This window comes from Geminicoccus sp. (assembly GCF_036263595.1).
Taxonomy (GTDB): domain Bacteria; phylum Pseudomonadota; class Alphaproteobacteria; order Geminicoccales; family Geminicoccaceae; genus Geminicoccus.
The window spans coordinates 1-13,106 of sequence record NZ_DATAGQ010000042.1 but is presented as its reverse complement, the minus strand read 5'-3'; the positions used below and the strand labels follow the sequence as shown (position 1 = coordinate 13,106).

At 66.7% G+C, this 13,106-nt stretch carries 13 protein-coding genes; 4 read left to right on the top strand and 9 right to left on the bottom strand.

The window, feature by feature from the left end:
- On the bottom strand, positions 1-530 hold a 530-nt coding region (locus tag VHL31_RS03305), incomplete at its 3' end, for a hypothetical protein (protein WP_329659778.1).
- Between the two features lie 195 nt (positions 531-725).
- Between VHL31_RS03305 and VHL31_RS03300 the strand changes: the two genes are divergently transcribed.
- A complete protein-coding gene (locus VHL31_RS03300) occupies positions 726-1,523 on the top strand; it encodes a hypothetical protein (RefSeq protein ID WP_329659777.1) in 798 nt (265 codons plus the stop codon).
- Positions 1,524-1,536: 13 nt separating this feature from the next.
- A complete protein-coding gene (locus tag VHL31_RS03295) occupies positions 1,537-2,292 on the top strand; it encodes a hypothetical protein (protein ID WP_329659776.1) in 756 nt (251 codons plus the stop codon).
- 12 nt (positions 2,293-2,304) lie between these two features.
- On the opposite strand, the gene VHL31_RS03290 is transcribed toward VHL31_RS03295, so the two are convergent.
- From VHL31_RS03290 to VHL31_RS03265, 6 genes are all read right to left on the bottom strand, one after another.
- Positions 2,305-3,903, bottom strand: a complete 1,599-nt coding sequence (locus VHL31_RS03290; protein ID WP_329659775.1) for a peptide chain release factor 3 — start codon at positions 3,901-3,903, stop codon at positions 2,305-2,307.
- Positions 3,904-4,041: 138 nt separating this feature from the next.
- Positions 4,042-5,178, bottom strand: a complete 1,137-nt coding sequence (locus VHL31_RS03285) for an MFS transporter (protein ID WP_329659774.1) — start codon at positions 5,176-5,178, stop codon at positions 4,042-4,044.
- Between the two features lie 34 nt (positions 5,179-5,212).
- Positions 5,213-6,529, bottom strand: coding sequence for a TRAP transporter large permease subunit (locus VHL31_RS03280; protein ID WP_329659773.1), 1,317 nt, complete (start codon positions 6,527-6,529; stop codon positions 5,213-5,215).
- Positions 6,526-7,041 (bottom strand): TRAP transporter small permease subunit, encoded by a 516-nt coding sequence (locus tag VHL31_RS03275; protein ID WP_329659772.1) that lies wholly within the window; start codon positions 7,039-7,041, stop codon positions 6,526-6,528. The genes VHL31_RS03280 and VHL31_RS03275 overlap by 4 nt, the downstream gene beginning before the upstream one ends.
- Positions 7,042-7,107: 66 nt before the next feature.
- Positions 7,108-8,217: a TRAP transporter substrate-binding protein gene (locus VHL31_RS03270; RefSeq protein ID WP_329659771.1), complete on the bottom strand. Its 1,110-nt coding sequence runs from the start codon at positions 8,215-8,217 to the stop codon at positions 7,108-7,110.
- A gap of 97 nt (positions 8,218-8,314) precedes the next feature.
- Positions 8,315-9,571 (bottom strand): polyhydroxyalkanoate depolymerase, encoded by a 1,257-nt coding sequence (locus VHL31_RS03265; protein WP_329659770.1) that lies wholly within the window; start codon positions 9,569-9,571, stop codon positions 8,315-8,317.
- Positions 9,572-9,794: 223 nt separating this feature from the next.
- On the opposite strand from VHL31_RS03265, the gene VHL31_RS03260 reads away from it, so the two are divergent.
- Positions 9,795-10,580, top strand: a complete 786-nt coding sequence (locus VHL31_RS03260; protein ID WP_349262348.1) for a DeoR/GlpR family DNA-binding transcription regulator — start codon at positions 9,795-9,797, stop codon at positions 10,578-10,580.
- An 87-nt stretch (positions 10,581-10,667) separates the two neighbouring features.
- Here the strand turns inward: VHL31_RS03260 and VHL31_RS03255 are convergent, their stop codons facing one another.
- Both VHL31_RS03255 and VHL31_RS03250 read right to left on the bottom strand, forming a co-directional pair.
- Positions 10,668-11,120: a DUF4383 domain-containing protein gene (locus VHL31_RS03255; RefSeq protein ID WP_329659769.1), complete on the bottom strand. Its 453-nt coding sequence runs from the start codon at positions 11,118-11,120 to the stop codon at positions 10,668-10,670.
- Positions 11,121-11,280: 160 nt separating this feature from the next.
- Positions 11,281-12,051, bottom strand: a complete 771-nt coding sequence (locus VHL31_RS03250; protein WP_329659768.1) for an SDR family oxidoreductase — start codon at positions 12,049-12,051, stop codon at positions 11,281-11,283.
- A 171-nt stretch (positions 12,052-12,222) separates the two neighbouring features.
- On the opposite strand from VHL31_RS03250, the gene VHL31_RS03245 reads away from it, so the two are divergent.
- A complete protein-coding gene (locus tag VHL31_RS03245) occupies positions 12,223-12,447 on the top strand; it encodes a DUF3072 domain-containing protein (RefSeq protein ID WP_329659767.1) in 225 nt (74 codons plus the stop codon).
- Positions 12,448-13,106 lie beyond the last annotated feature (659 nt).

Genomic DNA, 13,106 nt, shown 5'->3' with positions numbered 1-13,106 from the left:
CGCTGGGCCTGGGGGTCGTCGAGCCGGACGGTGCGCTCCTCGTCGAGGCTGATGGCGACGAGGCCGTCTTCGGTCGACAGCACGAGGGAGGGCCGGTTCACGGCCACACCGTCGTCGCCTTCTTCCCTGTTCTCGACGGCGATGATCCGTCCTTCGACCGGCGGGTCGCCCTCGACCACCACGCTCGCCCCGCGCAGGCGGTCGAGCAGCCTTCCCAGGCCGGACATGTCGGTCGCCCGCAGGGGGATGTCCTGGAACGGATCGGCCAGGACGCCGCGGCCGCCGATCGTCACCTGCCGCAGGCGGAGGTCACTCGGCCCCCTTGCCAGCACGGTCAGGCTCTTCAGCGCGTCGTCAAGCTGGCCTGCCGGCAGATCGAGGGCGACGTGGCCATCCGCGTCGGGCGTGGCCGCAAAGCTCAGCCAGCCCATCCCGCTCGTGGCCATGACCACCCGCTCGAGCTTCGGCGGATCGGCCGCCATGACATGCGACGGTACGAGGGACGATGTCGCCAGAAGGGCGCCCGCCATGAAAGACGCAAAAACCATCCGCGGAACGGATCGAACAGGCATGGCGGTTCCTCCCAGGCGCCCTACTCCCTATATCCAGCTTGCGTCGTGATGGCGACCAGCGCGGCATCGCAAGAACAAAATTCGGCCAGCAAGGATCTGGATGGTCAAGCCCTCGAATACCAGCCGTGCCGGAGCCGTCGGAGTGGGCTCTTCATGCAGCCTCTAGCCGTGAACGACATCGTCCGCGAGTGCTGGAGCTTCTTCCTGCATCGCTGGAAGGATCTGGCGCAGGCAGCATCACTGCCCTTCGTCATGCTCCTCCTGCTGTCCGTGCTGGTGCGCGGAATGATGGGGCCGATGGAGCTGCCGGACACGGCCGCAGCGCCGGAGACGGCGACGCTCCCGCCCGGGATCGGGGCGCTGTTCATCGTCAAGTTCCTGGAAGGACTGGTCCTGGCATCCCTGGCGGTGGCGCTGCACCGAGCCGTCCTGCTCGACGAACCGCTGCCACCGGTCCTCTGGATCCACGCGCGCAGCCTGCGCTACGCGCTCCGGGCGATCGGCCTGCTGCTGGCATCGGCGGTCCCGACCATGGTCATCTTCCTGCTGGCGATGATCCTTGGCGGCGGCGGGATGGCCGCGATCCAGCTGGCGATCCTGCCCAGCATGTTCGCGACCCTCTTCGTCATCTGCCGGCTCCATCCGGTGCTGACCAGCAACGCCATCGACTTGAAGGGCACGTTCTCGGCGGCATGGGAGCAGACCAAGGGGCAGGGCTTCCGGCTGATGCTCGGCGCCATCGTCCTCCTGGCGCCGCTCATGGTCGGCGGGACGCTGCTTCTTTTGATCGTGGCCGGGCAGTTCGAGGGTGTGCCGATCCTCCAGAACATCCCACAGGCGGTAGCCCTGCTGACCGACCTGGCGGAAGTCGCCCTGCTGGCCATCTACTTCTCGTTCGCCTGGCGCCGGCTGTCCCGGCCCGAGCAGCCCGTCACGACCACGTCCATCTGACATGGGGCCGACCTTGCACAAGCTGCCGGTCTACCGGGTCGTAGGGCTGTCGTGGCGGCACATCATCCGCCACAAGTTCGACTTCCTGCGGCTGGGCGGGCTCTGGTTCATGATCCCGATCGGCATGGCGGTGCTGGCTCCTGTGGTCGGCGGCGCTGCCAATCCCTGGTACCGGGGGATCGAGACCGGGATCGCCTATCTGGCCGGCCTCATCGTGGCGCGTGCCTGGATCCGCCACGTGCTCCTGCACGAGCGTTCACGCGGCCCCGCGAAGCTGAACGCGAGCGCCTTGCGCTACCTGCTCTGGAATCCCGCTCTCATCGTCCTGGCCGCCGTGCCGGCGGCCCCGGCCATCGCCTATGCCGCGTTCGGCAGCGATGCCACCTATGTCGGTATGGCAAAGATCGTCGCGATTCTGATCGCGGTACCGTTCGTGGTCCGCCTGGCACTCGTGTTCGCACCGGTTGCGATCGAGCATGACGGCTCGAAGCTCGAGGCGGGCTGGCAGGCGGGCAGGGGCAGCTGGCTCCGCCTGCTCGCCGCCTTCGTCCTGATCGCGGTGTCAGGCTACGTGGTCACCCTGCTGCTGGTCATCCCGCTCGGCAGCATCATCATGGCTGCCGATCCGGGTGCCGCCCTTCCCGACCATCCGTCGTTCAAGGTGGTGGACCACCTCCTGACGCTCCTGTTCGTCGGGCTGACCAGCGGGCTGATCGCCTGGTCGTGGAAGGCACTGACGGAAGGCGATCAGGCCCTGCCGACGGCCTGACCGGTCCTTTCGTCAGCTCCGTTCGCGGGTAGCGGTGAAGCTGAGCTTGGGGAAGTCGTCCTTCACCCGGTTCAGGTCCCAGTTGTTGCGCGCCATGTAGACCGGGTTGCCGTCCCGGTCCTCGGCCAGGCTGGACGACTTGGTGCGCACGAACTGGTCGAGCAGGGCCTTGTCGGTGCTGTCGACCCAGCGCGCCGTGATATACGGTGCCTCGTCGAACCGAACGGGCAGGCCGTACTCGGCATCCAGCCGCGAACGCAGCACGTCCAGCTGCAACTGGCCCACCACGCCCACGATGAAGCCGGCTCCCAGCATCGGCTTGAACACCTGGGTAACGCCCTCTTCGGCCAAGTCGTCCAGCGCCTTTTGCAGATGCTTGGCCCGCATCGGGTCGTCCAGGACGACGCGCATCAGGATTTCCGGCGCGAAGTTCGGCAGGCCGGTGAACCGGATCGGCGTGCCTTCGGTCAGCGTATCGCCGACCCGGAGCGCGCCATGGTTCGGGATCCCGATCACGTCGCCCGCCACCGCCTCCTCAGCGATCGCACGGTCCTGCGCGAAGAAGAAGATGGGCGCCGACACGGTCAGCGGCTTGCCGGTACGCACCGGCAGGAGGCGCATGCCGCGCTTGAAGCGGCCGGAGCAGACCCGCATGAACGCGACCCGGTCACGGTGCTTCGGGTCCATGTTCGCCTGGATCTTGAACACGAAGCCGGACACGTCGTCCCGCGTCGGCTCGACCGCGTCGTCGCCGGCCGTCTGGGCGCGGGGTGCTGGTGCATGGGCGCCCAGCGCATCGAGCAGGGCGCGGACGCCGAAATTGCGCAGGGCCGAGCCGAAGAATACCGGCGTCAGATGTCCTTCCCGGTAGCTCTGCATGTCGAAGGACGGCAGGGCACCCTGCGCCAGCTCCTTCTGCTCCTCGAAGGAGGCGAGCACGGCCGGGTCGACCCGGTCGCGCAGCGCATTGTCGCCCACGACTTCCTCGACGTTCCGCCCGTCCGCGTCCGGCCGCATCAGGACCGCGCGGTTGTCCCAGAGCGACCACACGCCGCGAAAGCTCTGCCCCATGCCGATCGGCCAGTTGGCCGGAGTCACGTCGAGGGCCAGCTTGGACGCGATCTCGTCGAGCAGGTCGAGCGGGTCCTGCGTCTCGCGGTCCATCTTGTTGATGAAGGTCATGATCGGCACGTCGCGCATGCGACATACCTCGAACAGCTTCAGCGTCTGGGTCTCGATGCCCTTGGCGGCGTCGATCACCATGACCGCGGAATCGACCGCCGTCAGCGTCCGGTAGGTGTCCTCCGAGAAGTCCTCGTGGCCCGGCGTGTCCAGCAGATTGAAGGTGTGCCCGTCATACTCGAACGTCATGACCGAGGTCGTGACGGAGATGCCGCGCTGCTGCTCGATACGCATCCAGTCCGAGCGCGCCCGCCGCCGCTCGCCCTTCGCCTTGACCTCGCCGGCCAGGTGGATGGCGCCGCCGAACAGGAGGAGCTTCTCGGTGAGCGTCGTCTTGCCGGCATCGGGATGGCTGATGATGGCGAAGGTCCGCCGGCGTGACACCTCGGCGCCAAGCCCGTCGGCGGCCTTGCTTTGATCGAAGTCCAAGATCTGTTTTCCCGGGAACAAGCTGCGGCGCGTCTAGCATGGAGGCGCCAAGGGGCGCCACTGGAACAGCCAGCCAGGCCAAACCCGCACCATCCTTCTAGATGGTGGTTCGACGGCCTTGCACCAAGCATGGCCTGCTCATGCCGGCACCCGCTGACGCATCCGCAGGAGGCCGATCAGGATCAGGGCGGCATAGAGCAGCCCCATCATCAGCGGCAGCCCGTGCGGCCCGAGGCTGGTCATCGCCGCGCCGAACGCCGGCGGCCCGATCATGCCGCCGATACCCCACATCAGGGCGAAGCTGGCATTGCCGGCGAGCAGGATCGAGCCGTTGAAGCGGTCGCCGAGTTCGATCAGGGCCACCGTGTAGATGCCGTAGGCGGTGGAGCCCCAGAAGAAGAACAGCGCCCAGGTGGCCCAGTTCGTGCCGATCGCAAAGGGCAGGAGGGCGGCTCCGATGACGGTGAGGCCGCAGAGCAGCATGGTGGTGCCGCGGCGGGACCAGCGGTCGGCCAGCCAGCCGATCGGCATCTGGAAGACGATGTTGCCGATGATGAGCACGCCGATGGCGGCCGCCATGGTTGCCTCGCCGACACCGAAGGCGCGGCCATAGGGCGGCAGGAGGGCGAGGCTGCCCTGGTCGAAGGCAGCGGCCGTGACGACCGAGAGGAGGAGGAAGGGGGCCAGTGGCAGGAAATTACGGACCGAGACCGCCTCCTCGCCGTGCAGGGGCGGCAGGTGCTTTCTTGCCAGGAACAGGATGAAAGCGGTGGTCAGGAAGACCGCGATGCCGACCAGGAACGGCGCCCATCCCAGTGTGCCGGTGGCCACGATGATGAAGGGGCCGATCGCGAACCCGGCGGCCAGCGAGGACGAGAACAGGCCGAGCAGCCGGCCCCGCTTGCCCTCGGGCGCCAGGAGGTTGACCCAGGTCTCGCTCGAGATGAACAGGCCGTTGATGGCGACGCCGATCATGAAGCGGGCCGGAAACCAGACGGGGAGGACCTGCCAGGCGCCGATGATCGCAAGCAGCCCGGCCAGCATCAGGGCACTGACCAGGGCCATGTTGGCCGCCCCCATCCGCTTCGCGATCCAGGGGATGAATGCTGCCGACGCGATGATGCCCAGCGGGGTCATCGCCGTGTTCAGGCCGATGATAGCCGGCGAGACGCCCTGGCGCTCCAGGATGAAGGCCAGCAGCGGATAGCTCAGGCCCTGGGCCATGGCGAAGACGCTGGCCATGAGAATGACGACGAAGACGAGATGGCGAGCCAAGACAACCGCTCCCTCGGCTGCCATGGCCGAACCTTCAGTCCCTCAACAGGCTTGGCAGGTAGAGCGCCAGCGACGGGAAAGCCAGGAGGATGAGCAGCCCGATGATCTGCAGCACCATGAACTGCATCATGCCCTTGTAGATCGACGAGAGCGGCCAGCCGGGCACCACGCCGCGCAGGAAATAGGCGGAAAGGGCTACCGGTGGCGAGAGCCAGGCGGTCTGCATGCAGACCGCCACGAGCGTGCCGAACCAGACCAGGTCGATGCCCAGCTGCTTGACCAGCGGCAGCATGATGGGGACGACGACCAGCACGATCGGGACCCATTCCAGTGGCCATCCCAGCACGAAGATCACGGCCAGGATCAGCAGCAGCATGAAGGTGGGCGACAGGTCGAGGGCGAGCAGCAGCTCCGCGATATAGGTGGCGCTGCCCAGGCGCGAGAACACGGCACCGAACAGGTTCGACGCCACCACCAGCAACAGGATCATGCAGGAGGTTTCGAGCGTGGAACGGCTGGCCTGGAGAAAGCCCGTCCAGGTGAGCCGGCGATAGAGCAGGGTCAGGACAAAGACGGCGAGCGCGCCCACTGCGCCGGCATCGGTCGGCGTGGCGACGCCCGCCATGATCACGCCCAGTGTCGCCAGGAGGATGACGATGACCGGCGCCATGCCGAGGACGAGCTCGCGCACGATCTGCATGACGGAGGTGGCGTGGTCCTCGGGCGGCAAAGGCGGGCCCAGGCTGGGATCCAGATGGCAGCGGATCAGGCAGTAGGCGGCGTAGAGCCCGGCCAGCATGAGCCCCGGCAGGATGGCGGCTGCGAACAGGTCCGTGACCGGGACTCCAATCGCGGGACCCATCACGATCAGCATGACGGAAGGCGGGATCAGGATGCCCAGCGTTCCGCCGGCGGCGATGGTGCCGGCGGACAACCGCACGTCGTAGCCGCTGCGCTTCATGACCGGCGCCGCCATGACGCCCAGCAGCGTGACCGAGGAGCCGACGATGCCGGTGGCTGCCGCGAAGATCGTCGCCGTCACCAGCACCGCCAGATAGAGCGAGCCGCGCAGGCTTGCGAACATCATCTGGAAGCCGCGGAACAGCCGGTCCATCAGGCCGGACTGTTCGAGCAGGTAGCCCATGAACAGGAAGAACGGGATGGAGGTGAGGGTCGGGTCGCGCATGACCGCGAAGGTCTGCAGCGTCATCAGGTTGATGACGACCTTGCCCAGCGCGAACCAGCCGACCCCCAGCGAGATCACGATCAGCGTGAAGGCGATCGGGAAGCCGATGAAGATCGCGACGAACAGGATGCCCAGGGAGACGAGGCCCAGCAGTTCCTGGCTCACGGCCACTGACCGGTGCGCGCCGCGCTCAGGCTCTTGATCAACTCCGACAGGCTTTGCAGCAGCAGCATGGCCGCCGTCAGCGGGATCACGAACTTGAACGGCCAGACGATCGGCATCCAGGGGCTGGTGACGATCCGCTCGCCCTGATGGAACGAGCGTATGAAGAAGGTCCAGCCGACCCAGAGCAACGCGATGAGTGCCGGGATGAAGATCACGTAGCAGATGCTGTCGACGATGCCCTGAGTGCGCGGCGACCAGTTGCCATAGAAGGTGTCCGTGCGGATATGCCCCTTCCTGGCCAGCGTGTAGGCCGAGCCCAGCATGAACAGCGTGCCGTAGAGCATGTAGGTGAGGTCGTAGGCCCAGATCGTCGGTGCCATGAACAGGTAGCGGGCGATGACCTCGTAGGAGAGCGCCAGGACCATCGGCACGATCAGCCAGGCGACGACCTTGCCGGTCGCCAGGCTGAAGCGGTCGACAGCGCGGCAAAAGCGCAGGAGCGAATCGTTCATGAGCACTCGTCGCACGGGAGGAGCGTCCGCGCGGCTGCCGGCGCGGACGCATTGATCAGCGCATGGTCACTTCTTTTCGAGTGCTGCGTTGCCGAGGTTCGAATAGAGGTCGAGGATCTTGGTCCAGTACGGCACCGAGACGGCGCCGAACTTGCGCTGCGATTCCAAGACCTCCTTGAAGAACTCGTCCTGAGCGGCGTAGCGGTCGAGCACGACATTGGTGGCGCGCACGAACTCGGGGAAGAAGTCGGGCGGCGTGTCGCGGATCTCGACGCCGAACTCCTCGCGCAGCTTCACGATCGCCTGGGCGTTGCGGGCTACGTTGAAGGCGTAGGTCTCGGCCATCGAGGCCAGGGCCGCGGTGCGGAACATCTCCTGGATGTCGGCGGGCAGGCCGTCGAAGACGGTCTTGTTGATGATCACCTCGCCCACGTCGGTCGACTGGTGGAGGCCCTGCAGGTAGTAGTTCTTCCAGACCGCGTTCAGGCCGAGATTGAGGTCGTCGGCAGGGCCGATCCACTCGGCGGCATCGATGACGCCGCGCTGGGCAGACGGCACGATCTCGCCGCCGGGCAGGCCGACCGCGGCGATACCCATCTCCTTGAAGATCTCGCCGGTGATGCCGGGCGGGGAGCGGTATTTCAGCTTCTGGAAGTCGGCCACGCTCTCGATCGGACGGGCGAACCAGCCGAGCGGGTCCGGGCCCATCGGCTGGACCATGAAGGGCTCGACGTCGACGCCCAGGATCTCGCTGTAGAAGCGCTTGTAGAGCGCGTTGCCCTCGCCCTCGAGCAGCCAGGAGACGTGGGAGAGCTGGTCCATGCCTGAGCCGGCACCGGCCATCGGGTTGGAGAACAGGCCGGCGGCCGGGTGCTTGCCGGACCAGTAATGGGTCCAGGCATAGCCGGCCTCGACGATGCCCTGGTCGACCGCGTCCAGGATCTCGAAGGCAGGGACGATGGCCCCGTCGGGCAGAACCTCGATCGACACCCGGCCGTTCGACATCTTGCCGATCCGGTCGGCGTAGCGCTGCAGGAGCTCGTGATAGATGCTCGCCGAGGGAACGGCTGCCTGCAACCTGATCTTCACGGGGTCGCCTTGCGCCAGGGCTGTCGCCGTCAACATCGTGACGGCGACGAGCCCGAGCGCCAGCGTGCGCAATCCTCGCCACATCATCCGGCATCGCCTCCCTGGCTTTTTTCTCTAGATGATCGGACGACCTTACGTATGACGAAATCTTACCACAAGCAGGGAGGACCCGGAGAAGACGAAGTCAGTTCATGGCCAGGCGGCGGCGCTGGAAGTTCACGTTGCGGATCATCTCGCGGATGCGCGGCTGGATCTCCGTGCGCCAGCGCGTGCCGTTGAACACGCCGTAGTGGCCGACACCCTGCTGGACGTAGTGCACGTGCTTCTCGCTCGGCAGGTTGACGCAGAGGGCATGAGCCGCCTCGGTCTGGCCCAGGCCACAGATGTCGTCGCGCTCCCCCTCCACCGTCATCAGGACCGTGTCTTCGATCGCCCGGCAGTCGACCGTCTCGCCGCGCCACTTCATCCGGCCGTCCGGCAGGTCGTGGTCCTGGAACACGGTCTTGACCGTCTGCAGGAAGAACTCTGCCGGCAGGTCCATCACCGCCAGGTACTCGTCGTAGAACTTGCGGTGCTGCAGGGCCGGATCGCAGTCCCCCTTCACCAGTGAATCGAACAGGCCCTTGTGGGCCTGGACGTGCCGGTCGAGGTTCATGGTCATGAAGCCGCTAAGCTGGATGAAGCCCGGGTAGACCAGGCGCATGCAACCCATGTTCGGCCACGGCACCGGCGCGATCACGTTGCGCTCGAACCAGCCGATATCCTTGGACATGGCGTGCTGGTTGACCGCGGTCGGGTTGCAGCGGGTGTCGATGGGCCCGCCCATCAGCGTGATGGAGGCAGGCCGGCAGGGATCCTTCATGGCCGCCATCAGCGCGGTCGCCGCCAGCACCGGGACGGAGGGCTGGCAGACGGCGACCACATGGGTGTTGTGGCCGATGAAACGTACCATCTGCATGACGTGATCGACGAAGTCGTCCAGGTCGAACTTGCCGGCGAACACGGGGACGTTGCGTGCGTCGACCCAGTCGGTGACGTAGAGATTGTGCTCCGGGAGCATGGCCTGGACCGTGCCGCGCAAGAGGGTGGCGTAGTGGCCGGACATGGGTGCTACGACCAGCACCTTCGGGTCGTAGCGCTTGCCACAGACATTCTCGTCGCGGTCGAAATGGCGCAGCTCGCAGAAGGACGTGCGCATCACGACCTCTTCCCGGATGGGGACGGGCAGGCCGGCGATCTTCGTCTCGGTGATGCCCCAGGCGGGCTTGCCGTAGCGGCGCGTGATGCCCTCGAACACCTCGCAGGCTGCCGAGATGGTGCGGCCGAGCTTGGTATGGGCGATCGGCAGCAGGGGATTGTCCATCACCTGCCCGATGAGCTGCGCCTGCGCGCGCCAGGGTGCCAGGAGGGCATGAGCCATCTCATACGTATGGTAGTGCATGGGCGGCGCGGGACTTCCGGTTGGACAGGTGAACTGTAGTTGAATAGCGGACCAGCATCGGCTGTGCCAGCGGAGCGTGCAGCACGCATAGCGTGTGTGCAACGTTCTGTGGCAACCAGTGCACTAGGGTAGGTTCGGCAATTCCATCGATCCTGTTGGAAAAGCCACGGGGAATGCGGTAACCGGCAAGAAGCTCTTCGGCTCCCATTTTGGATCGACCGCCATTTCCACGTCCGTCCAGCCCCCGGCCAACGCGAAGGCCCGGCGCCAGCAGCGCATCATGGCGGCCCTGCGCGCGGCCCCGGCGATCCGGATCGTGGAACTGGCGACCGAGTTCGAGGTGTCGACCGAGACGATCCGGCGCGACCTGGACGAACTGGGCCAGGCAGGGCTGATCGCCAGGACCTATGGCGGCGCGGCGCGGCCGGTCGCGTCCGAGCCGGCGATCGTCGAGCGCGAACGGCTGATGGTGGCCGAGCGGCGGCGGATCGCGGTGGCGGCGGCACGGCTGGTCGGCAGCAGCGAGGCGATCATGCTGGGCGGGGGCTCCACGACCCTGAAGGTGGCCCGCCAGCTGGCCGGCTCGCTCACCCGCGCCACGATCGTCACCCATGGCTTCGCCCACGCGGCTGCGCTGGCGGCCAATCCGAACGTGCGGGTCCTGATGGTTCCCGGCCGCTATGAACCAAGCGAAGGCATCGTGGTCGGCGCCGAGACGGTCGACCATGTCGGCCGCTTCCATGCCGAGGTCGCGATCGTGGGTGCCAGCGGGATCACGCTGGCCGGTGCGGCCGACGTGGACGACGAGGCCGCGGCGGTCTACCGGGCGATGCGGCTTTGCGCCGATCGCGTCCTCACCGTGGCCGATCACGGCAAGTTCGGCCGTCCGGCCTTCGCCATCCATGCCGAACTTGCCGAGATGGGCCATCTCGTCACGGACCAGCCGCCGCCTGAGCCCCTGGCCAGGGCCTTGGCCATGGCCGAGGTCCAGGTGACGGTGGCCGCCTGACCGGCAGGGGGTGACCACCGCCCTGCCGGCGTCGCCCGCCCAGGGATCCAGATGGTCCATGGGCGGGCGCTTGCGGTGCAACGGTCTTCAGATGCGCGAGGTGGTCGTCCCCGCGACATGGTCGTAGTCCGCGCGGTTGAAGAAGCCGAAATAGGCAGCGACGGCGGCCAGCACGATGTGCAGCCAGATGTCATGGCCATAGAGCGGGATCAGGCCGAAGGTGGTGTCGAGGCCGGGGATCAGGCCCATGACGGCCAGGACCGCATAGACGATCGCGACGACGCGGGCATAGGTGCGCGCCCCGGTGAAGCTGCGATAGGCGGCGAGACCCCAGGCACCGAACACGATGTGCACGATGTTGTGCAGGGCGTTGACCGGGAACAGGCCTAACAGGAGGCCGTGCATGGCCGTGCCCGCCTCGCCGGTGGCCGCCACGTCCGCGGCGGGCTCATGGTAGGTGACCAAGCCCGGGATGAACCCGGCGATGCCGACCAGCAGGAACACGATACCGTAGACAAGAGCGAAATAGCGGGTGCGCATCGGGGTCTCCATCTCGTACCGCCGCCGGCCCACGAATGTGGGCGACGTCCGCAGAACGAGGCTGGGGTCCCGTCGTTCCGAGCCGCGAAGGTATTGGCCGATGGTGGAAGGGGTTTTCTCGCTGCCGATACTGGGACGGGTGTGTCCTTGCGGGAACGGTCTAGAAAGTTTCCGACGTGATCACCTCGGTCATCGCCTTCATGCCGGCCATCAGCCCGCCATCCACCGGCAGCACCGCGCCGCTGATGCCGGATGCCAGGTCGGAGGCCAAGAACAGGACCGCTGATGCGACCTCGTCCGGCTCGACCATGCGGCCGATCGGGTAGTGCCTGGACAGGCGCTCGACGATGGTGGGGTCGTTCGCGATGCGGCGGTTCCAGGCGGGGGTGCGGGTGGAGCCCGGGCAGACGACGTTGGCGCGGATGCCAAAGCGGCCCTGCTCGGTGGCAATCGCCTTCATGTAGGCGAGGAGGCCGGCCTTGGCGGCGGCATAGCCGGGATTGCCGAAATGCATGAGCGCGTTGACCGTGCCGATGGTGACGATGGCCCCGCCGCCGTTCTCGCGCATGCCGGCCAGGACCGGCGTGGTCACCTGGTAGGTGCCGGTCAGGTTCAGCGCGATCTCCTCGTCCCAGGCCTCGTGGGTCAGGTCGGTCAGTGTCTCGGCCCTGGCACCGCCGGCATTGTTCACCAGCACCTTGATGGGTCCCACCGCGTCCACCGCCTGGGCGATCGCCGCCTCGGCCCCGGCCCGGTCGCCCATGGTAAACGCACCGCGATGGGCCACGCCCGGCAGGCCTTCCGTCAGCTCGAGCGTGCGGTCGAAGGCGATGACGGTGGCACCGGCCTCGACGAAGCGGGCGACGAGGCGCTGGCCGATGCCGCCGCCGGCCCCGGTGATCGCGACGGTGCGGGCGTTCAAACCGAACATGCGGACCTCACTTCCATGCTGGACCGGGCGGTGCCGGGGGTGGCGTCGCGGCACCCTTGGCCGGCAGGTGCCGGGCGGGATGGGAACGGGCGGTGCCGCCTGCGGTTCTCGGGCACAGGAACCTCCTGCCTGTCAACTCGTTAGAACGTTCCAAGAACAGATGAGGCCGACATGTCCGATCATCCCGAGAACCCCAAGCTCGACCCCGATCCCGGCTCCAACACCCAGAAGGACCCGGACAACTGGGTCTCCGGCGACGACCCGATGACCGGGGCGCAGAAGTCCTACCTCACGACGCTATGCGAAGAAGCCGGGGTGGAGCCGCCGTCGGACGACATGTCGAAGGCGGATGCGTCGAAGATGATCGACGAGCTGCGGGGGAAGTTGGGGCGGTAGGGTTGCCTGCGGGGGTGGCTTGGGTTCGTTCGTGCGAAACGTCGGGTTCGAACCTGACGACTACGCCGGCTGGCGATGGTGCCGGAACAGCCAAGTCGTGGAATTCGGCTGCCTCCTTGGGTTCGTTTATGCAACCATTCGTTAGGTTCGATGGTTGGACGAGGACGCCGGCTCGGGTTCGTTCGTGCCATTCGCCCTGCCTCCTCGTCATGGCCGGACTTGATCCGGCCATCCAGGCCGGCGGTTCGGGTTCACAGCATTCCGGATCGACCCGACTGTCTGATCCCGGCGGGCTTCTCGGGTTCGTTTGTGCGCTTCTGCCACGAAGGCCGCGGCCGCCGATCCCCCGCTTGTGCGGAGGATGACCGGTCGGGGCGATGGGCTTGGGTTCGTTCGTGCGTTTCGTGGGAAAGCGGTATGCGACATGGCCGGCTTCCATCGAGGCGTTCGTTGGCCAGAACATACCATAGATAGGTAGATGGTCCTACCCATGGTGCGGTACCATCAACGGGTGCCGCTCGCAGCGGGCGGATCAGTGCAAGATGCAAGACCTGACCCGGTTCCCTCTACATCAGCGCAAGATGCAAGACTTGGCCCCCTTCCGTATACCTAGTGTTGTGGATCCGGCAACCCGGCAGTAATCTAGTGCACAGCAGAAC